We start from the raw sequence: 22,673 nt of genomic DNA, 5'->3' as shown, positions 1-22,673 counted from the left end.
CCCGACTGGCTCTGTAAAACCCGCTAACCTAGGTATCCCTGACGTGAAGTCCACCGTCGAGGACCCAGCAATTGCCTATCACTACGCGCAGAACTACCAGATACTCAATGCGACCGCGACGTCCGTTAGCCCCACCTGACAAACATAGAAGGGCTATAGCCGACTCAGGCACTAAGAACGTCGAATGATCTTTGCGCTATCTCGACTACGATGTCTTCGGAAGCGGCCGGAGAGTCTGTGAATACGGAGAGGCAGCCGATGGCTCGATCATTTGCAATGAAGATAGCGACGTCGTTGAACGCGCCGTCGCCGCTTGTGCCGGTTTTGTGGACGAGGTCTACTCCAGCAGGTGCGACGGCAGCGATGCGTTTATCGTCCCGAGCCGGCAGCCATGAGAACAGCGCGTGACGATCTTCATTGCTTAGGGTTTCAGAGATCGATAGTGCCAGCCGTCCGAAGGACTCCGCCGTGGTGGTGTCGAGTGCCCCGTCATGGATGTTCATCTCCGTCTCATAACGATCGAAGCGGGTGATCTCATCGCTGAGGGACCGCACGAACCTCGTGAGCGTAGTCAGCCCTCCTACTGCGTCGATGAGCAAGTTGGCGGCAGTGTTGTCGCTCTTGCTCGCTGTGGCCTCGCACAATTCGGCTATCGTCGCCCTGTGACCAGAGTCGTTCCTGGTGACTGGTGAGTGACCAATGAGATCCGAAGTCTCCCAGGAGATCGTGGAGGCGAGGTCGATCCTCCCGCGTGCTGCTTGTTGGAGGGCTGTGGCCACTAGGACTAGCTTCATCGTTGAGCACATGCGCAGACGCGTGTTCGGTTGATGTGTCACGGTCTGTCCGTAGAGAGTTCCCCAGACGCCGTAAGTTCCGTCTGGGAGGTCGCTCAGATCGAGCTGCTGAGTGGTGTCCTCCTGAGACCGCGCGTGGCTCGCTGGCGGAGAAGTCGCACTGCTTGAGGGGTCGGGAGCCTCCGTTCGTGCGGTGCATCCGCCGAGAATCGCTGCAGCGCCTGCGATCAGAGCTGCGCGTCTGTTCATCGGGGAATTCATGAGGACCTTAGGTGTTCGACGGCGAGGCGAGCACAATAACCGATCGAGGCATCGAGCTCTGGTTGGGAGAAGGTCGCGATCCGGGACCGGGTGAACACCGCGATACTGAACGCCCGTCCGTCCGCGTCGATGATGATGCCAGCTTCGTGACGGAAGTTGAGGAAGGTTCCGGTCTTGCCATAATACTCAACCGAATCCATGGGGAATCCGGCAGCGATCCGGTGCCTGAGCAATTGCTTCTTGAGGAAGTCGCGCAAGGTCGCGCAACCGCGCGGTCCCAGGAGCTCATCGGTGTGGATGAGCTCGAACAGCTTCGCCACTCCGCGTGCCGTACCGGTGTTAAACGCCGAATCGGGAAAGCGCGGGATCCCGGATGAACGCAGATCATTGGTGGCAAGGACGAGAGCCTCCACCTCGTTGCCCGCGGCCACTTCGTCGATGACCGCATAGAGATGGGACATGGGAGAATCGATGTGGAGCGATCTAATGCCCCGCTCGCTGAGGAGATCAGCGATGCGCTCAGCACCGACGATCCTGAAGAGCGTGTCCGCCGCAGCGTTGTCACTCACGGCCAAGGCCATGGCGGCCAGATCCCGGACGCTCATCGTCACCGGGTCCTGCAGGCTGGAGATCCCCGTCCCACCCGGCGTCGAGCCTCGTGGATCCACCTCGACCCGGCGCTGAAGGTCGATTTCTCCCGTCTCCCCGGCTCTGATGAGAGCGGCGACGAGGGCGACTTTGGCCACCGAGGCGAGGGGGATCCTCGCGGACGCCTTGATGTCTAGTCTGTTGTGGGTGCTGAGGTCCTCGGCGTAGAGATACCCTTGGGCACCGAGTCCGGACCAGATCGCGTCGATCTCGTCGACGATCGCCTCGTTCATGGGGCGGGGAACAATCGCTCATCGGCATAGTCACGGCGGACATGTGCGCGTCTGTGGTGGTCGAGATGTGTGTGCGCTCCGAGCACGGCGGCGACCGCCTCCTTGAGTTCTGGATCGGCGGACAGAGCCTCGGCCAAATCGAGGCGGGAGGAGTTCACGACTTCGACGGGTCTGACGAAGACTTCGGCGTGAAGTCGTCTGAAGGGAAGCGAGTTCCTCCTTGCCGTGGACTCGGTGCACATGAGTACAGAGCGGTGAGTAAATACATGCGTGATGGCATCGAATTCGGTGTCTGTCACCTGCAACTGCCGCAAGTGGATGCCCTTTGTCACGAGAGGAGTGAGGAGTCGGGGGTCGTCCAGCAGGCCCGAGTCTTCGGGGAGGAGAAGAATCTTCTCTTCCTCGACGCGTGAGGCGATTCGGGAGAAACCCATTCCTGCAGGCATCCCGCGCAGGTCTCCGATGTCGATTGGCCGGTCGGCGTCTGCCGTGAATCGAGATTCCTCCTCGACCGCGAAACGGGTGGAGGCAACGACCATGTCGACAGCGAGGTCCGTGGGCAGCCTGTGCCCTGTTACTGCCGGTGGCTCACCCAGCGCGCCAACGACGACTCCTGCGTCGAGCTCGCCCGTGTCGATTCGTTCGACGAGCGCGTCAGGCTGGTCGGGAATCAGTCGGAGCGGAACCTCGCCGAGGCGCAAACGATCACCCACCTCAGCGAGGGCGGCGGGATTGAGCTGACCGGCGACTCCGACAACGAGTTCGACGCTCGGGGGCCGCGTGAACTCGGCAAGCCGATCGATGCGGTGGAGGATCTCGCGTGCCTCCGGAAGGAGGGTGCTGCCCGCCGCGGTGAGTTCGATGCGCCTGCGTCTGCGGTCGAATAGTCGGACTCCGAGACGCTTCTCGAGTTCTCCCACACCCCGGGAGAGCGGGGGTTGGGCCATTGCGAGATGCTCCGCTGCCCGAGTGAAGTTCTCATGCTCTGCCACGGCAACGAACATTTCGAGCGATCTCAGCAGGTTCACATCCCTACTCTAACTGGTCATATATCAGAAATGCCATAGTTTATCTCTGATGTGATATTGGACATGATTGGCATGGATTCCCACGATGGAGTCATGAAACGTAGCACCCGTCTCATCGCTTCCCTCTCGTGCGGAGCTCTCCTCCTGGGCACCGGGGTAATTGCCCTGAGGTCGCTGCCCTTCTTACCTGAGGTCGCCGCTCGGCAGCTCGCCGCGGATCTGGAATCCGGCTCGTTCACCTCGCAGGTCTGGACCGATCCCGAGTCCGGAGGCACCAAGGCAGGCGATCGCTATCAGGAGATCGTCTCCGGGCTCAAGGACGCAAACGTCGAACTGAAGGATGTCGCGGTCGTCTCGGTGGACGAAGAAAACGGGGTGTCCCGCGTGAGCCTCGAATGGACGTGGGAGAGTCGAGATGCAGCCTCCACCGGAGCAGACTGGAAGTACAGAACGGAGGCGCAGCTCATCCACTCGGACTCCTTATGGAAGACGGACTTCGGCAGCGAGCTCATCCACCCGGACCTCTCCAATGGAGAGACACTGCAGGCGCGGGCGACTGCCGGCGAACGGGGGCGAATCCTCGGCGCCGACGACGAGGCGCTCGTGTCCCAGGGGCCCGTCGTCGATGTGGGCCTGCATCCCAGCCACATGGGCAAGGACTCCGAGGGCACCTACGAAAGGCTGTCCGATGCGCTCGATGTCGATGCGGATGCGTTGAAGAAGAGAGTCGAGTCCGCCGATCCGGAGGCCTTCGTGCCTGTCATCACCCTGCGCGAGGACGACTACCAACTTGTCAAAGTCGACATCCACTCCCTCCCAGGTGCGGTCTTCCGCGAACGCACCCAGCCTCTGAGCAGGTCGAAAGGTTTCGCCGCCGCGACCCTGGGCAGCGTCGGCACGGCTACCACCGAGGACATAGAACGTGATCCCGATAATGTCACTGAGGAATCGGAGATCGGCAGGTCCGGAATCCAGGCAGCATTCGATAAGACCCTGCGGCCTGAGGCCGGACTCTCAATCGTTGCCGGCGAGTTGGGGGCCGATGCTTCGGCTGAGACCGTGCATTCCTTTGGGGCTGGTAAGGGCCGGGATGTGCGGACGACGTTGGATGTCGGTGTGCAGACGGCGGCGGACTATGTTGTGCGGAAGTCCGAGAAGCCCGCTGCCATCGTCGCCGTGCGTCCGAGCGATGGGCATGTGCTGGCCGTGGCGAACCACGATCCAGCCGGGCTCGGATGGGACCGGGCCCTTCAGGGCCGTTACCCGCCTGGTTCGGTGTTCAAGATCGCAAGCGGACTGGCGATGCTCGATCGGGATGTCACGGCTTCAACCGTACTCGACTGTCCGAAGACGACGAACGTGCATGGCAAGTCCTTTAAGAATGCGGAGGACCACGTGCTGGGTTCGGTGCCCTTCGAGGAGAGCTTCGCCGAGTCTTGTAATACAGCTTTCGTCAACTCGGCCACGGACGTGAGTAGCGCTGACATTGTCCGTGCCTCGGCGGATCTGGGGATGAGGTCCACCGATATCGGCATCGATGCTTTCCTCTCCGACGTCCCCGAGGTAGGCGATCCGGTCGAGCACGCCGCCTCCATGATCGGCCAGGGCAAGGTCCTCGCCAGCCCGTTGGGCGTGGCCACGATGTCCGCCTCGGTGGCGGCCGGCCACACCGTCGCTCCGATCCTCATCCGGTCCGATCGATCCAACGCCCCGGCCACCCGGGACTTTGACTCCGAGCATCTCAACGAGGTGCGTTCGATGATGAGGATGACGGTGACGGAGGGGACCGCCAGTACGCTCAGTGAGGTTCTCGGCAAACCGGTCTATGGCAAGACGGGGACCGCGGAATATGGCTCCGAGGTTCCTCCGCGCACGCATTCCTGGTTCGCGGGCTTCCAAGGAGACCTCGCCGTGGCAGTGCTCGTCGAGGATGGCGGCTTCGGGGCCGAAGCAGCGGTTCCGATGGCCAAGCGATTCTTTCAAGAGATGAACTCATGAAACTGGCAAGAAACCTCATGGCCTTTTGCGGCCTGTCAATGGTATCCGGACTGGTTGCTGCGGGAGTGTTCATTCCCGTGGCGGGAGCAGGTGTCGCTACCGCCGATGCCGGACTAGAACTGTTCGACAGCTTGCCGAAAGAACTCGAGGAGCGAGAGCTCGCGCAGCCCTCCCGCCTGCTCACCAACGACGGGGAGAAAATCGCGGACTTCTACTGGCAAAATCGCAAGGAGGTGGCGCTCAACGAAATCTCCTCGCCGATGAAACAGGCCACCTTGGCAATCGAAGACCATCGGTTCTATGATCACGGGCCGGTCGACCTCGAAGGCGTGGCCCGAGCGGCTGCGACGAACGCTCTTTCCGGCTCGCGGCAGGGAGGATCCACCCTTACGCAGCAGTACGTGAAGAACGTGCTCATCGCCAACAGCCAGGCTGATGACGACGAGTCCGGGATCGAAGCCGCCCGTGAAACCTCCGGGGGAGCTGGAATCGCCCGAAAACTGCGGGAGATGAAGCTCGCGGTCGCGGTCGAGAAGAAGTATTCGAAGGACGAGATCCTCGAACGCTACCTCAACATCAACAGCTATTCGGGCTCACCGAATGCCTACGGAGTGCAAGCGGCAGCACAGCAATACTGGGGAATCGATGCCGATGAACTCGACGTGGCCCAATCCGCGACTCTGGCGGGAATCGTCCGCAACCCCACGCGCTACAATCCGCAACGCAACCCGGACGACGTGCTCGAACGTCGCAATGTGGTTCTGCAGAAGATGCATGAGCACGGTTTCATCGACCGGACTGAATACGACAAAGCCCGAGAGGCCGGGCTTAGCCTCGACCTCACGACTACACCCAATGGTTGCCAGGCAGCAGGGGACCTCGCCTATTTCTGCGAGTACATCCAGCACGAGATCAAAGCGAATCCGGCCTTTGGGAAGACCGTGGAGGAGCGCACCAACCTGCTCAAAAGGGGTGGGCTGACGATCCGCACCTCCCTTGACTCCGCTCTGCAAAAGAAGGCGGTCGAATCGGTGCGCAAACGCCTACCGGTCGCAGACCCTTCGGGTGCCGGACAGGCGCTCGTCTCCGTCGATGTGACCACCGGTGGCATTCTGGCGATGACCCAGAACACTGAGTACTCCTCCAGCGAGGAGAAGAAGTCAGGGCACACCTCAGTCAATTACTCAGTGGACGCGAATGTCGGCGGAGGCAACGGTTTCCAGCCCGGATCGACATGGAAGCCGTTCGTGCTGGCCAGCTGGCTGCAGGACGGTCGGGGACTCGGCGACGCCGTCAACGGCTCGGGGTCGAACTACACCGGTTTCTCCACCGAGGGCTGCGACGGGCGCAACTATGCCGCGAACGGGTACAACCCACGCAATGCCGGAGACTCCCACGGGGTGGGAGGAAGCATGACAGTCCTTGACGCGACACAGAAATCGGTGAACAAAGCCTATGCGGATATGGCCTCAAAACTGAACATGTGCGATATCCGGGACACCGCCTCGTCGCTGGGAGTCCATTTGGGCACCGGAGGGCAGCTCGGCTCACAGAAGCTCGGCGACGGAACCGAACAGGTGCTCTATCCTTCGTCGATCCTCGGCACGGTTTCGGTATCACCGCTGACCATGGCCAGCGCCTACACCGCTTTCGCCAATCACGGGAAGCGATGCGAGGCGCGCGGAGTGGTCTCGGTCAAAGACGATGACGGTAAGCCTGTCAACGTGGGCGCGAAGAATTGCAAACGGGTTCTCGACCGGGAAGTCGCTGACACCGTCGCATATGCCCTGTCCCAGACGTTCAACGGTGGGACAACGAGCAAGTTAAGGATTTCCGCACCGGCGGCGGCGAAGACCGGCACGACGAACTTCGAGGTCGGAGCCAGCTGGCTGCTTGGATTCACTCGGGGAATCTCGACGGCAGTATGGACCGGGGATCCCGAGGGAGTGCGCGATTGGCGCAGCAATCAGAAGGGACGGATGCCTCGAGTTGTCTACGGAGAGACTGTCTCAGGTCCGACCTGGCGGGAGTTCATGGGCTATGCGGCGAACCGTTATGAGACCGGTGCTTTTCCAAAAACGGCGCGTGCGGGGTCCAGCGGTGAGACAGGAGAGGGTGGCCCGGATGCTCGATCTGGTCCGGGTACTGACTCTGGGCCCGCCAGCACAGAGGATGGTTCCCGCTCAGGAAGCGCGGACTCGAGTTCTGGCCCGGGCCGAACCGGAAGCGAAGAAGAGCAGGATTCTGACGGTCAGGGTTCGGAGAACGACTCCCCGGGGCTCGGCGGTGGATGAGTGGATTCGCAAAACGACAGCACATCACAGAGCGGTCGGGAGTCGTTCGACCATCCGACTGGGGAGGCGACGCGGATGCGAACATTGCCTCTTTTGTCGAAACAGCGCTCAATCACGGGCGCCGCTATTGCGGGAATCCTGGCACTGGTCGTTCTTGCAGTGCCGATCGTGCTGTTCGCTTTCCTCGGGTTGATCTCATGGTCGGGTGGGTGGTTCCTTGACTACTCTCCACCTAACAGACAGGAATCGGTGCTTATGTTCGCGCTAGCCGGGTTGCTCATCGTCGACGTGATGCTGTGGGCGTGGGCAGGTCTGCGAGGATTCCCCGTACTGCTAAGCACCGTGGCAGCCATCCCGCCTACGGTGCTCGGCCTCGTCTATGTCATCGGGGTCCTCTCGGGGGCCTACTAACGGATCAGGGAAGGGCCAGTTCCCAGATCCTCAGAGTGGAGCCTGACGTGCCGGTGGTGGCGGTCTTCGATCGCGACGACCCCAGCACTCACGACTCCGATGGTCAATGTCGCGCTAAGGTGCGTTTCCGTTAGCCGTAGCCACGTCAAGATCGCCCCCGTTACCTTTGTGGTAGCTACAGCATCCGTCAAGGCAAAAGTGGTCGCTGGTCTGAGGACCCCTATTGCTGAACACATCCTTGACCGCGCACATGTCGCAATCTCTGAGGGAATCGATCTCATTAAGCACGTTCTCCATGTCGGTCCGGTAGGGGCATATCAGTTGCAGGCAGCAATCTCAGCAGTACATTCCGAAGCCACCACATGAGAATAGACTGATTGGGAACCGATCGTGGAGCTCTAAGCCATGCTTGCTCACGTGACATCGTCGCCGACGGTGAAGTTGAACTATGCGGTGGCCAACATCGAAGCGAGAAGGCCAGAAAGCGCATTGAGCTTACTCGACCCGCGCCTCGATGAGCCACGCACGAGGCGAAATCATCGCCTGTACAGTGTAGGTGCATCGATACTCAAGTCCTGCTGACGTCATCATAAGGCACTGATTGCTTATCGTCGGGCCAACAGTCTTTGCACGAGCATTCCCTAGCAACGGCATCTCAACAGCCAGATTAGGCGCCTGCAACCCATGATCGATTCTGCCACCGTAACCGCCGACTCGCAGCCTCTCAGTCCGGACGAATTTTCTTCGAGGACTTGACCACAAAGAGTGTGATCGCTTCAATTGATACTATGTCTCATAATCTTGATGTGCCATCTACTCGCCGCAGGAGTCGTAGGCGTCGCCGAAGGTTTGTCGTAGCCGTAGCGATCGCCCTCGTCGTTCTGTTCGTGGTCGCGTATGGCGTCAAGCGGGTGATTCAAACGCGTTCGTGGCAAGTGGCCGGAGAACTCATCAGCCGAGTAGAGACCGACGAACGCGTCGTGGCACTGACATTCGACGACGGCCCAACTGACTCCGATGCAGATGCTGTCCTCGATGTGCTCGCTGACCGTGATGTGCCAGCAACGTTCTACGTCAACGGCAAAGAAGTCGAAGGCAGCGGTTCCACCATGCGGCGAATCATCGAGGGTGGGCATGAGATCGGCAACCATACATGGAATCATCGGCCCATGGCATTCGTCTCACCCTCAACGGTCGCAGAGGAGATCGAACCCACCGATGAAGTCATTCGCGCCACTGGATACGACGGGCCCCTGACTTTCCGACCCCCACATGGCAAGAAACTCCTCACCTTACCGCTCTACTTGGCAAAGCATGACCGCCTCACGGTTACTTGGGACGTCGCCTACGAAGACTGGTCGGGCAACCCACAGAGCAGTGACGAACTCGTCAATGCAACCGTCGACAACACCCAGCCCGGGTCGATCATCCTTCTGCACCCCTGGTTCGGCAGAACCACCACTCAGAAAGCGATCGGCCCTGTAATCGATCGGCTGAAGGAGCAGGGCTATAGCTTCGTCACGGTCTCAGAGCTCATCGGATGAGACCCCGTGCCACCTCCAGGGATCACATCGACGACATCGCGCTCAAGCTCTTCCTCGACCACGGCTATCCCAATGTCACCATCGAAGACTTGATCAGTGCCTGTGGTGTGTCGCGGCCGACCTTCTTCCGCTATGTGCCTTCGCGTGATGCGCTGGTGCTTGATCACATCGCTGCATTCGGCGAACAGGTGGCGGGCCTTGTGCGCGACAGCGATGGTCAGTACGCCTGGGAAGTGCTGCGTGAGGCGACGTGCGCAGCAATCGAATCTCTCGACCCGGAGTCGCGAGCGGGTATGGCGTTTCGCATCCTGCAGGCCTCACCGGGTATCCGTTCGTCAGCTCTTGAACTCACCCGGACCTGGCGAAACCAACTCACGGACGCACTCGTGGACAGTTCACACTATGACGGTGATGCGGAACGATGCGAGGCAGCCGCCGCCATGGCGATCGGTCTGTTCCAGATGACATGGGCGAGGCCTCGAGCAAGTACTGAGATTCTCCGGTATGCGTTCAACGAGGCGCCCTCCCTCACGGCGCCTCGATCCGACCTGGACTGAGCAGTTTAAGAACAAGAGTCTTCAAGATACCACTTGCCTTAAAACATAAAGGCACCCCCACCGGTCACACCGCCTTCGCTCAATCCGAGAGAATATTTCCGCATCGCCGATTCCGGAGGCTGCGGGTGCAGTCTATTCTGTCTCTTCTGACTCGGGTTCTAGGTCTCTAAGCCGGTAGGAAGGTGCATGGTCACAACTACCGGTGCTTGGGCCAGGGATCACCGGAGCGTCGGGCCTCGCCTACAGCTCGTGCTCATCGAACGGTCGGCTTAGCGCTTGCTCAGCCCGCCGTCGACGAAGTATCGGGAGCCGATGACGTAGGCGGCGTCGTCACTGAGCAGGAACAACGCGACCGAAGCGGCTTCGTCGGGTGTGCCGGCTCGACCGAGCAGGACGCGGCCGATGACGTCGCGGTTGAACGCCTCGCGGGTGTCCTCGTCCATGAAGCGTCGGAAGTCGGTGTCGACATTGCCGGGGACGAGGACGTTGACCCAGATGTTTCTCGGTGCTGGTCAGGAGAGCTTCATCTGATCGTCCACCGACTCGAGTCACCAACTTCGACAGAAGCCAGTGGACGGCGGGCTTCCATCGATCACTGGCATGCTTGCTGCTCTCGAGGCTGGTCGAATAGTCTGTGACGATGATCACGCACATCGGCACTGCAATGCTGTACGTATCGGATCAGGACGAGTCGCTGAAGTTCTACCGCGACCTCCTCGGCTTCTCGGTCGTCACCGACCAGGACATGGGTGGGGGAGCCCGGTGGCTGGAAGTCGCCCCACCCGACGGCTCGACCACGATCGCGCTGCACGATGCCGTCGCCGATGGCAAGCAGCCCGGCGAGGGTGCTTACCTGACCTTCGCATGCGACGACGTCGCCGCCACCGTCGACGAGCTCCGCAGCAGAGGAGCGGAGGTCACCGACCCGGACGAGCAGCCATGGGGGACGTTCGCCTTCATCGAGGGCCCCGACGGGCATCGCGTCCAAATCCACCAGAAGTAGGCATTCCTCCCGGCTCCCGGACGTCGATCACATGGGAGCGGGCATATTGACATGTGGCATTACGGACCACAACGAGCAGTGTCGACGCCCGGACACGCAGCGCGAGCGGCGACCCGCGCGCTGACGAAACAAGAACTCGGCGAAGGTCTTTGGGGTGAGTCCTCCTCCATGCTGCCACGGTGCGCGGGGCTCCCGTGAGCGAGCTGGTCGATGATGTGCCGCTGTTATCCTGAGGGACATGCTGGATCGTGAAAGGACGCTTGCGTGGCGTGCTTCGTGTCAGGCGTTGGACGCTGTCGAGAACCTGGATGCCAGCGACATCGTCCGGCGCGTCGTGGCGATGCGGGGATGGCCGTCGAACCTGGCAGAGATGACAGTCGCTGTTCGGCAGACGCGAGCGGAAGCGGGAGCGCTGGGCGAGGCTCTGGCAGAAGGCCGCGTCATCCGCAGCTATGCGTTCCGTGGCGGCTCATACGTCTTCACCCACGAGATCGGTGCGCTCCTGCTGTCCATTCGCACCATCACGCGCGTCTGGGAGACGCGACGCTGGCAACAGCAGGGCGGTTTCGCCCTGGACGACTGGGAGCCGCTGCGAGAGGAAGTGTGCGCAGTCCTGGCATCCGGGCCGAAGACCCGCGATGAGATCAGCGCCTATTTGGCGCGCATACCCTCCTTGAATCACCTCACCGTGGGGGCATCCGGGGCCGGGGCTGACAGTCTTTACAAGCCGTTGCACTGGTGGGGCGACATCTGTTTCGGGCCGACGCGTGATGGGCAGACGACTTTTCGTCTGCTGGCGGGCGACCCACGCTGGCCGGGGCCTCTCGACGTTGACGAAGCGGGCCGCCGCGCCATCATGCTGTATCTCGGAGCCTATGGGCCCGCACACTTCGACAACTTGGTCTACTGGTTCACCGAAGGACTCGGCGTACCCCGGCGACGATTGTCTAAATGGCTGGACGACTTAGACGGGGAAGTGGAGCAGGTGACGGTCGGTTCGCGGCTGTGCTGCGTACCGGCCGCCGCGCTCGACGCTCTACGCACGGCCGAGCCGCTCGACACCGTTCGCCTGCTGCCGGGATTCGATCCCTGGGTCATGGGCCCGGGCACCGCAGACTCTGACATCATCTCTTCTGGTCGACGGGCGCTGGCCTCGCGCGGGAACAACCTCGTGACCTGGCGCGGCGGCGTCGCCGGCACCTGGCGGACTCGCGGGGCGGTAGCAGAGATCTCCTGGTTCAGCGAGGCTGGCCCCCCGCCGACCCCAGCAATCGACACCGAGGTCGAGCGCTTGGGGCGCATCCAGCGGCGCGAGCTGAGTCCCACGCTCAATCTGGTCTAGAGCACCAGGGGTCAGCGAATAACCGGCGCTAGCAAATGTTCATGCTGACGAGGTGCGTCAGCTGCGTCGTGTGGCCGAGTGGATAGCGGCCTCGTCGCTCGAAACGCATCGAGGGACGTCTCTAGGGATTGGACAAGTTGGTGAGACGAAAGCTGTCTCGTCTTTGTGTCACAGTGCAGGTCAACGTGCTGCACTGCTGACAAGTTCGGTGAGATCCTACAGCCGTGTAGGTTCTCGGATTTCGTATCGGAATCTCAATTTCGTGTCGGAGCGAGAAGAGCTTTAGGCATGACAACGAGATTGTTGCTGGACACTGAACTGATGTATCTCACCGAGGAGGACACCTCGGTAGCGACGACTGTGGGTGCCGTGGACAGCACCCGTCTATCGACGGACCGACCAGTCCGGCCGCCCAGGTCGCACGCATTTCAGCGTCACTACCCAGGATTGTTCTCGTCTGCGACCACGGGCGGCCACATACTGGACATCATCAGATTGATGAAGCGCTCCGTCATCGTCGAGGTCTACCACCGGTTCGAGCACAGACGAACTCAAAAGTTGACGACTATTAGGAATATCGCATTTCGATAGGCGGCTCAAAAGAACCACCGGTTCTCCGACTACGATGTCGATTAGGCTACGAGTCCCGAGCGGTATGCCAGGAGCGCCGCTTCGACCCGATTGCGTGCTCCGAGACTTCTCAGCATCTGGGTCACGTACCACTTGACAGTGCCGACGCTGAGGAAGAGTGCGTCGGCAATCTCGGCATTGGAGGCTCCTTCGGCGAGCTGGAGAAGGACCTCAGTCTCACGATCGTTGAGGCGGCGCACCCGACGCTGCGCATCGTCATCGACTCTCGAGGTCGTTCCGGCACGCTGAGCAAGTTGGGCCGCTACCTGCGGGGAGAAATAGGCTCCACCAGAGGCCGATGCGTGGATGGCGTGGGTGAGTTCGGCCGGTTCTCCTGCTTTGAGCACGAATCCGCTCACCCCAATGGACAAGGCCGCAGTGACGTAGTCGGACTCGCCGAAGGTGGTGAGCATGATGATTCCGATCTGAGGAAAGGCTTCAGCAATGTTTCTTGCTGCAGTGATGCCATCCATCACTGGCATTCTGATGTCAAGGAGGACGACATCGGGAACCACCTCGCGAACGACGGACAGCGCCTGCTTGCCGTCACCGGCCTCGCCCACTACGCGAGCAGATCCGGTCGTCTCCACGATGGTTCGAATCCCGGACCTGACCAAGGGTTCGTCGTCGACGAGCACCGCTCTGACCACTGTCATTGCTGGACTCCCGTCACGATGGTATCGATGGACACCAGTTCTCCGGAGGAGAAGCAGAGTCGGGCGAGATCTCCTGAGCGGTCTGAGAGCTGGTCAGCGGTGAGAGCATAGAACCGACATGTCGATCCGGGCGGAGCACCTTCATTGGCTCGCTGACGTTCCTCGTTGCTGATCAGCGTGTACTCCTCGTCCGGGAGTTCTCTTTGGGTCTGCGCAGTGGACATGCCGATCGACAGCGACTTGAGAACGTCTGCCGAGAGGAGCGATCGTTCAGCATGCCACCAATTGTTGAGCACAACTGCGCCGATGACCAGGCAGAGGGCAGCCAAGGGCAGAGCCGCTGCTATGGCCAGCCGTTTGTTCCCACGCATGCGGGCGGCGCCCAGTTCGACCGATGGATCATCGTCCGACCCAAGGGGCGTCGAGTTCGCCTGGGGCTCGTGATCCCGCGCCGGTGCGGTCAACGGCAGTGAGAGTCTCAGTTCATGCTGATCGGTCTCGATGATTTGATCCAGGTCTCCGCCCTGTGCCTCGACGGCCGATTTCAGCGAGGAGATACCGGTTCCGGCACCGAGAGTTCGGTGGGTGGAGTCTGTGGGCATGTCGTTGTCCATCGACATCAGCAACTGTGCGGAGTCGAAGCCGAGATTGATGCCGACGACCTGACCAGGAGCGTGTTTGAGAGCGTTCGTCAGTCCCTCTCTGAGAACCTTGCCGACCAGCGAGCCGGCAGGGAACTCATCGAGCTGTTCGCGATCACCAACGGTGATCGTGACACGAGTCCCGGCTGATTCCGCTTCGGCGAGTAGCTCGGCCGCTGTTTGTTTCTCCGTACCTTTGCCCAAAGTGCCCGACGGCTCGGGGAGGTCATCGCCAGCGGAGCTCAGAGATGTCGACACCGGGCTGGTCGGTGCCGGGGCTCCGTCCCGTAGGATCTCCACCGTGTGAGCTAAGGTAGACACGCTCTCGCGCAGTCGTCGATTCATGTCGGCAAGGGCCTTCCGCTGCTTCTCGGTGAGGGAATCATCGAGAGACAACGCATTGATCTGGACCGAGGTGAGACTGAGCTGATGACCGAGCTCATCGTGCAACTCCTCGGCGATCCGTCTCTTCTCCTCGCTGTAAGCCGATTCGATGGCGTTGCGGCGGGCAATGGAGCGAGCCTGCACAGCGGATTCGGCTGATTTCATCGCAAGACCGCGAATCATCCATCCCCGAGTGAGGGCGTAGGGCAGCAGTCCGGTGACAATGACCAGAACCGTCCAATTGAGCAGATAGTTGCTCGGCAGATCGAGGACGACAGTGAACAGCAGACTTCCGGCCGTGACGATCGAACCTCCGATGAGCACCGAATTGCTGCGCGAGAGCACTGTTCCTAGCGCGATGCCAATGACCATGGTGAGGAAGGCCCACCCGGAAGAGGCCCACAGGAGGCTTGCCGAGGCTGCGACCACGAACGCGCAAACCGCTTCGAGGACGAAGTTGGGTTCGATCCGCAGGCGTCTCATACCTCCATTGTCGCAGGAGCTCACCGAGTCGCACGGGGTTCGTGGTGGACCACAGAGACGATGCGGTCGGCCAGCGGGGTGAGGGCTCGTTGGAGCAGCAGTACGGTCAAGGCCACGACAATGATACCTATGAGTCCGCCGACCACGACGTCGTGGACGAAGTGTTCATGCGAGAGCACCCTTGGACTGTGTCAAGTTGTTTCGACAGGAGAACACTATTTCCTCAAGCAGCCCGGTCGGCTGCCGATGATTCCGTCTCGGTGCGATCGAAGAACGACTCCATCGCCCGGGCAGGGATCTCATAGCCCAACGCCGAGTGACGCCTCTTCCGGTTGTAGAACACCTCGATATACTCCGCGACCGCCAGCCGTGCCCTTGCGCGAGTAGCGAATCGCTGACGATGGAACATCTCATTCTTCAACGAAGCGAAAAACGCCTCCGCGACCGCGTTGTCCCAACACACCCCAGTCCTGCCCACTGACAAGCGAACCTGCATCAATCGTGCGACTTCCGCATACTCCGCAGAGGTGTACTGGCTGCCTCGATCCGAATGCGCTATTGCGCCCTCGGCAACGTATCCGCCCTGGTAGGCGACCTTAAGAGCATCGATGATCAGACTCGTGCGCATATGCTTCGCCGTCGCCCACCCCACCACCATCCGGGTCGTGAGATCGATGACCGTGGCCAGGAACAACCACCCCTCACCCGTCTTCAGATAAGTGATGTCGCTGACCAGATGCGTCGTGGGTACCGGCGGGTTGAACTCCCGCCGCACCAGATCCGCCCTGTCCTGGGCATCGGCGGCAGGGATCGTGGTTCGCTTCGTTGCCCGGGGTTGGACACCCGCGATCCCGAGCTCGCGCATGATCGCAGCGACCAACCCCAGCGAAACGGTGATCCCTTCGGCTGCGAGATCCTTGTGGATCCGGCGAATGCCGTAGACCTTGTTCGACGCCAACCACAGGGCGTAGACCCGGTCGGCGACGATCTGGCGGCGACCACGCCTGGACTCAGGGTCCGGTTCGGTGTCCTGCCGGTTCTTCCACGCATAGTAGCCGGTGCGCTCAATTCCCAGAATCTGGGTCATCAAGGTGACGGGGAAGGCGCCTTCTTCGGTGTGGATCAGCTCGTACTTCGCGCTCACGGCTGTTCCTTCGCGAAGAAGGCCGCGGCTTTTTTCAAGAACGCGTTCTCCTGCTTCAAACGAGCGATTTCCTTGGCCATCTCGGCCGGGTCATCACTGTTGGCGTCGGGAGCGCGTCGAGCTGATCCGGAGCCGGTTCCTTCAGTGCCAGTGGCCTTCGCGACCCACCGGCCCAGCGTCGACTCGTTGATGTCGAGGTCGCGGGCGACTTCGGCTCGGGACTTCCCGAGGTCGGTGACCATCGCGACGGCGTCGGCCTTGAACTCCGAGGTGAACTCTCTGCGGGGCCGCCGCGGGGATTGGTTGGTAGTCATGTGCAGCAGTTTCCTTTCATCGGGTTCTGCTGTCTACTCAAATCATGACACCCCACCTCCCGGTCGCTGTGATGAGAGCCAGAGGCACCGCTACGATCCAGAGCCGGCGAGATCCGACGATCACAGCCAGGGCGAGACCGAACGCGATCACGGCGTGGTTAGAGGGAAAAGACCAGTCATCGAGGGGAGGACATTCCGGACTGGGCATATCGAGGTGGCAAGGGCGAGGCTGTCGGACGAGCATCTTGAGGACTTCGCTGAGCAGATAGGAGAGTACAGAACCCGCACCGGCCGCGGCGAGCGCGGCCAAGGCTCCGGGCCTGCGGCGTACCACGGCCAGAATGACGAATACTGCGCAAAGAACGCCGAGAGCAATGATGCTCAGTTGGGACGTCAGATCGGAGAGTTCAAGGACACGGGCGGAATCGGCAGCGGTCGATGCAGAGATGGTGTGATTCATTCCCGCAGATTAGAAGCCAGGGCCTGGTCTGCGGACCCGCTGATGGTCGGGAACCACCCAACTAAAGTTGGGTTGATGACCGCACCGTAGTTTCCGCAGACGAAATTCTCCCTGAAGGATTACGACAAGTTAGTGAGACGGGAGCAATCTCACCAACTTGTCATGTCCCAGGTCAGCGTTGTGCGATCCTGACAAGTGCAGCGAGATCCTACAACCGACGGCCCCGGAAAACCGGGGCCGTCAGTGGTGCCAGGGGCCGTTCATTCGGCTGAGGATCGGCCGATCATTCGCCGAGGTGGTCCTCCAGATCGTCGAGAATCTGACCGGCCCCGGTCGGGCCGAGTCCGAGGAACCACACATCATCATTGACGCGGATGGCCTTGCCGTCCTTGACCGCATCGAGGCCCTTCCACTGGCTCGACTCCAGCGCCTTCTTCTCTCCGGTGGCTTCCGGATCGCCGTAGCTCGTATAGAAGACATAGTCGCCGCCGGCCTGATCGAGGTTCTCCGGTGAGATCTCGACGGCGAGTTCGTCGACGTCCTGATTCTTCGGTCGCTTGAACCCGGCGTCATGGAGGATGACGCCGATGAGCGACTGGTTCGCGTACAGGCGCAGGCGATCAGGCATGAAGCGCACGAGCGAGATCGTCGGGTCGCCGTCGACGGAGTCCTTGAGCTCTCCAGCCTCGCGAGCGTACTCCTCAAGCTCCTTCGTCGTCTCGTCTTCCATGCCCATCGCCTCACCCACGAGGCGGAAGTTCTCCTTCCACGGGAAACCGGGACGGATCGAGAACACCGTCGGAGCAATGGAGTCGAGTTCGTCATAGAGTTTGTCGGCGCGCAGCTGGCTGCCGAGGATGAGGTCAGGTTCGAGTGAGGCGATCTTCTCGAGATCAAGCTCCTGAATCGTGCCGACCGTCTCGACTCCCTTGACCTGGTCTTCGAGATAGCTCGGCACCGGGCTGGCGCCTTCGGTCGTCACCATGCCGACGGGTGTGATGCCCAGCGACAGGACATCGTCGAGCTCTCCCGTGTCGAGGACGACGACGCGCTCGGGCTTCTTCTCGATCTCCGTCGTGCCATTCGCATGCTTGACCGTCCGCGGGAAGACCCCGGCCTCGGCATCGCTGCCGAGCTTCGCAGTCTCCTCATCAGCAGTGCCGAAGGCCTCGCCTCCTGTCGCAACATCTTTGTTTCCGGCGTCCCCGTCGGCGCCCTTGTCACCCTCGGCGGCACAGCCGACAGCGAGCAGGGCAATGGTCAGAGCTGAGGCGGCCACAGCAACCGCCCGATTCTTCAGAGTCGATTTCACGAAGATGAGCCTACCCTAAGTGGATACTTCGCTCGACACGCCGCACCTTCCGCTGAATCGCACCACGAATGCAGTTTCCCGGGCCTACTTAGGTTAGGCTCATCTTCGCAAGCGAACATTCTCGAAAGGTCCCCTATGTCCCGCGTCAAACCCGGCAGCACACGCGTATTTGCCGCAGTCACCCTCGCCACCGCTCTCAGCCTCAGCGCCTGCGGCGGGTCCGGCTCTTCCGACTCCGGCGATGGCGACACCGCCGCCGACGGTCAATGGCCCCTGACGATCACGGACGACGCCGGCCACGAAGTGATCATCGACGAAGCTCCCGAATCGATCGTCTCCACCTCGGTGACTCTCACCGGCAGCCTCCTCGCCGTCGACGCACCGGTCACCGCCTCCGGGGCCACCATGCCCAATTCCCCCGTTGCCGACGATCAAGGCTTCTTCACGCAGTGGAGCGACGTCGCGAAGGAGAAGGACGTCAAGGCCCTCTACCAGGGCGACCCCGATGTCGAGGCCGTACTCGCCGAGGAACCTGACCTCATTGTGGTCTCGAAGACCGGCCAGGACTCAGCGAACGCCATCTACGATCAGCTCAGCGACATCGCTCCGACCGTCGTCATCGACTACGGCGACAAGGACTGGCAGGAGGTCACCACCAAGCTCGGTGAGATCACCGGCCACGAGGATGAGGCGAAGAAGGTCAACGACGAGTTCGGTTCCCGCGCCGAGGAGGTCAAGTCCGCCATCGACGCCCCGAAGCAGCCGGTCACCGGCATGATCTTCAACGAGAAGGCCAAGGGCGGAGGATCCGGGGCCAGCGCGAACATCTGGACCCCGGAATCCGCTCAAGGCAAGCTCCTCCAAGAGGTCGGCTTCGAACTCGCCGAGGTCCCCGAAGGCACGGCCGGCCAAGGCGAAATGGGCAAACGTGCCGATATCGTCGAAGTCACCGGTGAGAACCTGTCGAAGGCCGTCACCGGCGAATCCGTGTTCCTGTTCAACGCGAACGAGAAGACCGCCGCGTCGTACGCGAAGAACTCGCTGGTCGAGAGCACACCGGCGGTGAAGAACGATGCCGTCTACCCGATGGGCCTCGACTCATTCCGCCTCGACTACTACTCCGCCACGAACGTCCTCGACCGCATCGAGGACGAATTCGGCAAGTGATCACCTGAACCCGAAACGGACGGCCGGCAACGACGATACTTCTCGCTGCCGGCCGTCCGTTCTCTGCCTATGGAGCCATCTGGGCGACCCCGGCGGGGCCGCCTCGGTGGTCGGATCGACCTCCGCGGGGCCGCCTCGGCGAATCAGCCCTTGGCCGGGCGGGAGCTGATGATCTCCGCGCGCTCTTCGCGGTTGAATTGACGCAGCTGGGTCACATGGGACGGGTTGAGATCGGAGACATCGGCGACCTGGAGCAGGCGCATGGTGCGCTCGACCTGCTCGCCGAGGATCTCGATCGTCCGGTCCACTCCTGCTCGACCGCCGGCCATGAGGCCGAAGAGGTAGGCGCGGCCGATGAGCGTGAAGTCCGCGCCCAGCGCCAACGACGCGACGATGTCGGCGCCGTTGCGGATTCCGGTGTCGATGATGATCTCCACGTCCTTGCCGATCTCGCGAGCCACCTCGGGGAGGAGTTCGAAGGGCACGGGCGCGCGATCGAGCTGGCGCCCGCCGTGGTTGGACAGGACGATCGAATCGACGCCGAGGTCGGCGAGCTTTTTCGCATCCTCGAGCGTCTGCACGCCCTTGACGGAGAATTTGCCGGGCCACATGGCGCGGATCTCGGCGAGGTCATCGAAGTTGATGGAGGGGTCCATCGCCGAATCGAGGAGCTCGCCGACGGTGCCGCCGGTCTCCGACAGGGACGCGAACTCGAGCTTCGGGGTGGTCAGGAAGTCCCACCACCACCAGGGACGAGGGATGGCGTTGAGGATCGTCTGCGGGGTCAGCTGCGGCGGAATGGAGAAGCCGTTGCGCGTATCGCGCAGTCGGGCACCGGCGACGGGAGCGTCGACGGTGAAGAAGAGAGTGTCGAACCCGGCGTTCTTCGCCCGCTCGACGAGGCCGTAGGAGATGTCGCGCTGCTTCATCACATAGAGCTGGAACCAATTGCGCCCGTGCGGGTTGGTCTTCTTGACGTCCTCGATCGACGTCGTGCCCAGCGTCGAGAGCGTGAACGGGATGCCCGCAGCCCCCGCGGCGCCGGCGCCGGCGGTCTCACCCTCGGTCTGCATGAGTCGGGTGAAGCCGGTCGGCGCGATGCCGAAGGGCATGGCCGAGCTGCCGCCCATGATCTGGGTCGAGGTGTCGACGTTCGTGACGTCCTTGAGGATCGAGGGGTGGAACTCGATATCGCGGAAGGACTGGACCGAGCGCTCCATCGAGATCTCACCCTCGGCGGCCCCATCCGTGTAGTCGAACGCCGCGGCCGGGGTCCGGCGCTTCGCGATCTTGCGCAGGTCCTCGATCGTCAGCGCATTCTCCAAGCGACGCTTCTTCGGGTCGAGTTCGAACTTCTTGAACTTCATCAGCTCGAAGATCTCGGCCGGCTGAGGAATCTGCCTCTTGACCATGTTTTTCGCTCCTTTGATTAGGCGGTGGTTGAGAAGTGGGTGGTGGCTGGTGCGGGTGGTCCGATCGGCAAGACGGCGCCGCGCGGATTCAGGAGCCGGGGACCATCCAGGACAGCACCGTCGACTGGAGTCCGACGAGCAGACACATGGCGACGAGCATGCCCAGGGACCAGCCGATGACGCGGCGGAGGATCGAGGCCTCCTTGCCGAGCAGACCGACGGCGGTGGCCGCGATGGTGAGGTTCTGCGGGCTGACCATCTTGCCGAGGACGCCGCCGGAGCTGTTGGCGCCGACGAGCAGCAGCGGGTTGAGCCCGGCCTCGTGTGCGGCGGTCTGCTGCAGGGTCGCGAACAGTGCGTTCGCCGAGGTGTCCGAACCGGTCACAGCAGTGCCCAGCCAGCCGAGGATCGGCGAGAGGAAGGCGAAGAAGGCTCCGGTGCCGGCGATCCAGGTTCCGATGGTGATCGTCTGGCCCGAGAGGTTCATGACATAGGCCAGCGCGAGAACGGAGCCGACGGTGAGGATCGAGAACTTCATCTTCACGACGTTGACGATGAAGACATCGACGGCGTCCTTCGCCGACATCTTGTACACGATCGCGACGATGATGCCGGAAATGAGCAGCAGGGTGCCAGGGGAAGACAGCCATTGGAAGTTGTAGACCGTGCTCGTCGAGACTTCGCCGGCGGCGTTGCGGATGTTCCCATCCAGTCCGGGCCAGGGGATCTTCACATCGGTCGAGGCCAGCCAGTTGTTGATTACCGGCACGAGTTTGGCCACGGAGAAGATGACGATGACGAGCAGATAGGGAAAGAGCGCGAGGAAGACTCGGGACCCGGTCAGCGGCGCGGTCTCCTTCTTCACATCGGTGGCAACGGCAGCAGAGGCACCGCCGGCATCAGGAGCATCGGCGCCTTCGTGTTCGCGCTCATCGGCCATGCGGTCGAGTGCGTCCTGACCGCCCTTCGGCTTCCAGAAGCGCAGCATGATGACGACGACTGCGAGGCCGACGAGGGAGGCGATGATGTCGGTGAGTTCGACGGAGAGGAACGTGGCGGAGACGTACTGGGCGAGGCCGAAGGCGATGCCCACGACGAGGGCAAGCGGCCAGATCTGCTTCAGCCCGCGACGCCCGTCGACGAGCAGGACGAGGAAGAGCGGCACGACTGCGGCGAGGAACGGGGTCTGGTGACCGACCATGGCGCCGATGTCCTGGTAGTCGATTCCCGTCAGAGTGCCGGCGGTGATGATCGGGATGGCGATGGCGCCGAAGGCCACGGGCGCGGTGTTGGCAACGAGGACGACGACGGCCGCTCGCATAGCGGTGAAGCCGACGGCGACGAGCATGACACCGGTGATCGCCACCGGGGCACCGAATCCGGCGAGCGCTTCGAGGAGGCCGCCGAAGCAGAAGGCGACGATGATGGCCTGGATGCGCGGGTCATCGGAGATGACGTTGATGACCAGCCGCAAGTCCTCGAAGTGGCCCGAGCGCACGGTGAGTTCGTAGAGCCAGATCGCGGTGATGACGATCCACATGATCGGGAACAGTCCGAAGGCGACCCCCTGTGTCGCCGAGAGCGCGGCGAGTCCGACCGGCATTCCGTAGGCGGCGATCGCGACGATGAGAGCGACGCCGACGGCGGTCAGTCCGGCCCAATGGGCCTTCCATTTGAGTGCGCCGAGGGTGACGAAGATCGTCAGCAGCGGCAGGATCGCCAACAGGGACGACCACAGCAGGCTGTCGGCCACCGGTGCGATTTCAGGTGTGTACATGGCTTCTCCAGATCGGCCGGGCCTGCCCACATCGGGTCCGTTCCCCTGTGAACGCGCTCCGAACTCGAACGATTAGAATTTTCAGTATGGCCTTTATGAGGTCAGACCATTAATCTGAGCATAGGACGAGGGTGTGATCTGCGTCAACTGTTTTCTTCCGGCGGCGGTTCCGGTCGCATC

The 22,673-nt window shown here is 61.8% G+C and carries 20 protein-coding genes; 8 read left to right on the top strand and 12 right to left on the bottom strand.

The annotated features are described in order from the left end of the window. Positions 1-164: 164 nt before the first annotated feature. The 3 genes from ACSE4D_RS10450 to ACSE4D_RS10440 are packed head-to-tail and all read right to left on the bottom strand — an operon-like array spanning position 165 to position 2,964. Positions 165-1,043, bottom strand: a complete 879-nt coding sequence (locus ACSE4D_RS10450) for a serine hydrolase (protein WP_436325924.1) — start codon at positions 1,041-1,043, stop codon at positions 165-167. An 8-nt stretch (positions 1,044-1,051) separates the two neighbouring features. Beyond that, the gene (locus tag ACSE4D_RS10445) at positions 1,052-1,936 is read right to left on the bottom strand and encodes a serine hydrolase (protein ID WP_425118901.1); all 885 of its coding nucleotides are present in this window, start codon (positions 1,934-1,936) and stop codon (positions 1,052-1,054) included. Next, positions 1,933-2,964, bottom strand: coding sequence for a LysR family transcriptional regulator (locus ACSE4D_RS10440; protein ID WP_425118902.1), 1,032 nt, complete (start codon positions 2,962-2,964; stop codon positions 1,933-1,935). The genes ACSE4D_RS10445 and ACSE4D_RS10440 overlap by 4 nt, the downstream gene beginning before the upstream one ends. A gap of 93 nt (positions 2,965-3,057) precedes the next feature. On the opposite strand from ACSE4D_RS10440, the gene ACSE4D_RS10435 reads away from it, so the two are divergent. From ACSE4D_RS10435 to ACSE4D_RS10415, 5 genes are all read left to right on the top strand, one after another. Further along, positions 3,058-4,962, top strand: coding sequence for a penicillin-binding transpeptidase domain-containing protein (locus tag ACSE4D_RS10435; RefSeq protein WP_425118903.1), 1,905 nt, complete (start codon positions 3,058-3,060; stop codon positions 4,960-4,962). Further along, positions 4,959-7,256, top strand: a complete 2,298-nt coding sequence (locus tag ACSE4D_RS10430) for a transglycosylase domain-containing protein (protein WP_425118904.1) — start codon at positions 4,959-4,961, stop codon at positions 7,254-7,256. Before ACSE4D_RS10435 ends, ACSE4D_RS10430 begins: the two co-directional genes overlap by 4 nt. 255 nt (positions 7,257-7,511) lie before the next feature. Then, positions 7,512-7,667, top strand: coding sequence for a hypothetical protein (locus tag ACSE4D_RS10425; RefSeq protein ID WP_425118905.1), 156 nt, complete (start codon positions 7,512-7,514; stop codon positions 7,665-7,667). An 887-nt stretch (positions 7,668-8,554) separates the two neighbouring features. After that, a complete protein-coding gene (locus ACSE4D_RS10420; protein WP_436325923.1) occupies positions 8,555-9,211 on the top strand; it encodes a polysaccharide deacetylase family protein in 657 nt (218 codons plus the stop codon). Next, complete coding sequence (locus ACSE4D_RS10415; RefSeq protein ID WP_425118907.1) at positions 9,208-9,768, top strand: TetR/AcrR family transcriptional regulator; 561 nt, start codon at positions 9,208-9,210, stop codon at positions 9,766-9,768. Before ACSE4D_RS10420 ends, ACSE4D_RS10415 begins: the two co-directional genes overlap by 4 nt. Positions 9,769-10,037: 269 nt before the next feature. Here the strand turns inward: ACSE4D_RS10415 and ACSE4D_RS10410 are convergent, their stop codons facing one another. Then, positions 10,038-10,265 carry an SDR family oxidoreductase gene (locus tag ACSE4D_RS10410; protein WP_425119065.1) on the bottom strand — a complete coding sequence of 76 codons (228 nt, stop codon included), beginning with the start codon at positions 10,263-10,265 and terminating at the stop codon, positions 10,038-10,040. 143 nt (positions 10,266-10,408) lie between these two features. Between ACSE4D_RS10410 and ACSE4D_RS10405 the strand changes: the two genes are divergently transcribed. After that, entirely contained in the window at positions 10,409-10,771 is a 363-nt protein-coding gene (locus ACSE4D_RS10405; protein WP_425118908.1) for a VOC family protein, read from the top strand. 238 nt (positions 10,772-11,009) lie between these two features. Continuing rightward, the gene (locus ACSE4D_RS10400; protein WP_425118909.1) at positions 11,010-12,113 is read left to right on the top strand and encodes a DNA glycosylase AlkZ-like family protein; all 1,104 of its coding nucleotides are present in this window, start codon (positions 11,010-11,012) and stop codon (positions 12,111-12,113) included. A gap of 632 nt (positions 12,114-12,745) precedes the next feature. On the opposite strand, the gene ACSE4D_RS10395 is transcribed toward ACSE4D_RS10400, so the two are convergent. The 6 genes from ACSE4D_RS10395 to ACSE4D_RS10370 form a co-directional block, all read right to left on the bottom strand. Further along, a complete protein-coding gene (locus ACSE4D_RS10395) occupies positions 12,746-13,399 on the bottom strand; it encodes a response regulator (protein WP_298415607.1) in 654 nt (217 codons plus the stop codon). After that, positions 13,396-14,907 carry a sensor histidine kinase gene (locus ACSE4D_RS10390; protein WP_425118910.1) on the bottom strand — a complete coding sequence of 504 codons (1,512 nt, stop codon included), beginning with the start codon at positions 14,905-14,907 and terminating at the stop codon, positions 13,396-13,398. The genes ACSE4D_RS10395 and ACSE4D_RS10390 overlap by 4 nt, the downstream gene beginning before the upstream one ends. Positions 14,908-14,927: 20 nt before the next feature. Next, positions 14,928-15,086, bottom strand: coding sequence for a hypothetical protein (locus tag ACSE4D_RS10385; protein ID WP_436325922.1), 159 nt, complete (start codon positions 15,084-15,086; stop codon positions 14,928-14,930). Between the two features lie 44 nt (positions 15,087-15,130). Then, positions 15,131-16,365, bottom strand: a protein-coding gene (locus tag ACSE4D_RS10380; RefSeq protein ID WP_425120641.1) for an IS3 family transposase whose coding sequence is annotated in 2 segments (ribosomal slippage) — positions 15,131-16,080 and positions 16,080-16,365 — 1,236 coding nt in all. Because the reading frame shifts where the segments join, the coding sequence is not laid out codon by codon here. A gap of 37 nt (positions 16,366-16,402) precedes the next feature. Continuing rightward, positions 16,403-16,825, bottom strand: a complete 423-nt coding sequence (locus ACSE4D_RS10375) for a phosphatase PAP2 family protein (protein ID WP_436325921.1) — start codon at positions 16,823-16,825, stop codon at positions 16,403-16,405. 283 nt (positions 16,826-17,108) lie between these two features. Continuing rightward, positions 17,109-18,137 carry an ABC transporter substrate-binding protein gene (locus ACSE4D_RS10370; RefSeq protein WP_425118912.1) on the bottom strand — a complete coding sequence of 343 codons (1,029 nt, stop codon included), beginning with the start codon at positions 18,135-18,137 and terminating at the stop codon, positions 17,109-17,111. A 135-nt stretch (positions 18,138-18,272) separates the two neighbouring features. Here ACSE4D_RS10370 and fepB point away from each other — a divergent pair, with 135 nt between their 5' ends. Continuing rightward, complete coding sequence (gene fepB / locus ACSE4D_RS10365) at positions 18,273-19,304, top strand: Fe2+-enterobactin ABC transporter substrate-binding protein (protein WP_425118913.1); 1,032 nt, start codon at positions 18,273-18,275, stop codon at positions 19,302-19,304. Positions 19,305-19,447: 143 nt separating this feature from the next. On the opposite strand, the gene ACSE4D_RS10360 is transcribed toward fepB, so the two are convergent. Both ACSE4D_RS10360 and ACSE4D_RS10355 read right to left on the bottom strand, forming a co-directional pair. Next, positions 19,448-20,716 carry an alpha-hydroxy acid oxidase gene (locus ACSE4D_RS10360; protein WP_425118914.1) on the bottom strand — a complete coding sequence of 423 codons (1,269 nt, stop codon included), beginning with the start codon at positions 20,714-20,716 and terminating at the stop codon, positions 19,448-19,450. 88 nt (positions 20,717-20,804) lie between these two features. Next, positions 20,805-22,493: an L-lactate permease gene (locus ACSE4D_RS10355; RefSeq protein WP_425118915.1), complete on the bottom strand. Its 1,689-nt coding sequence runs from the start codon at positions 22,491-22,493 to the stop codon at positions 20,805-20,807. Positions 22,494-22,673: the final 180 nt, after the last annotated feature.

It is taken from the genome of Brevibacterium sp. FAM 27836, from assembly GCF_051351055.1.
Lineage (GTDB): Bacteria > Actinomycetota > Actinomycetes > Actinomycetales > Brevibacteriaceae > Brevibacterium.
The sequence above is the reverse complement of the archived record's forward strand: the minus strand, read 5'-3'. Positions and strand labels throughout refer to the sequence as shown.

Excerpts from the sequence above, each read along its gene's own strand:
- ACSE4D_RS10450 (WP_436325924.1), bottom strand. The coding sequence starts at position 1,043 with ATGAACAGACGCGCAGCTCTGATCGCAGGCGCTGCAGCGATTCTCGGC.
- ACSE4D_RS10445 (WP_425118901.1), bottom strand. The coding sequence starts at position 1,936 with ATGAACGAGGCGATCGTCGACGAGATCGACGCGATCTGGTCCGGACTC.
- ACSE4D_RS10435 (WP_425118903.1), top strand. The coding sequence starts at position 3,058 with ATGAAACGTAGCACCCGTCTCATCGCTTCCCTCTCGTGCGGAGCTCTC.
- ACSE4D_RS10430 (WP_425118904.1), top strand. The coding sequence starts at position 4,959 with ATGAAACTGGCAAGAAACCTCATGGCCTTTTGCGGCCTGTCAATGGTA.
- ACSE4D_RS10425 (WP_425118905.1), top strand. The coding sequence starts at position 7,512 with ATGTTCGCGCTAGCCGGGTTGCTCATCGTCGACGTGATGCTGTGGGCG.
- ACSE4D_RS10415 (WP_425118907.1), top strand. The coding sequence starts at position 9,208 with ATGAGACCCCGTGCCACCTCCAGGGATCACATCGACGACATCGCGCTC.
- ACSE4D_RS10405 (WP_425118908.1), top strand. The coding sequence starts at position 10,409 with ATGATCACGCACATCGGCACTGCAATGCTGTACGTATCGGATCAGGAC.
- ACSE4D_RS10400 (WP_425118909.1), top strand. The coding sequence starts at position 11,010 with ATGCTGGATCGTGAAAGGACGCTTGCGTGGCGTGCTTCGTGTCAGGCG.
- ACSE4D_RS10395 (WP_298415607.1), bottom strand. The coding sequence starts at position 13,399 with ATGACAGTGGTCAGAGCGGTGCTCGTCGACGACGAACCCTTGGTCAGG.
- ACSE4D_RS10390 (WP_425118910.1), bottom strand. The coding sequence starts at position 14,907 with ATGAGACGCCTGCGGATCGAACCCAACTTCGTCCTCGAAGCGGTTTGC.
- ACSE4D_RS10375 (WP_436325921.1), bottom strand. The coding sequence starts at position 16,825 with ATGAATCACACCATCTCTGCATCGACCGCTGCCGATTCCGCCCGTGTC.
- fepB (WP_425118913.1), top strand. The coding sequence starts at position 18,273 with ATGTCCCGCGTCAAACCCGGCAGCACACGCGTATTTGCCGCAGTCACC.
- ACSE4D_RS10360 (WP_425118914.1), bottom strand. The coding sequence starts at position 20,716 with ATGGTCAAGAGGCAGATTCCTCAGCCGGCCGAGATCTTCGAGCTGATG.
- ACSE4D_RS10355 (WP_425118915.1), bottom strand. The coding sequence starts at position 22,493 with ATGTACACACCTGAAATCGCACCGGTGGCCGACAGCCTGCTGTGGTCG.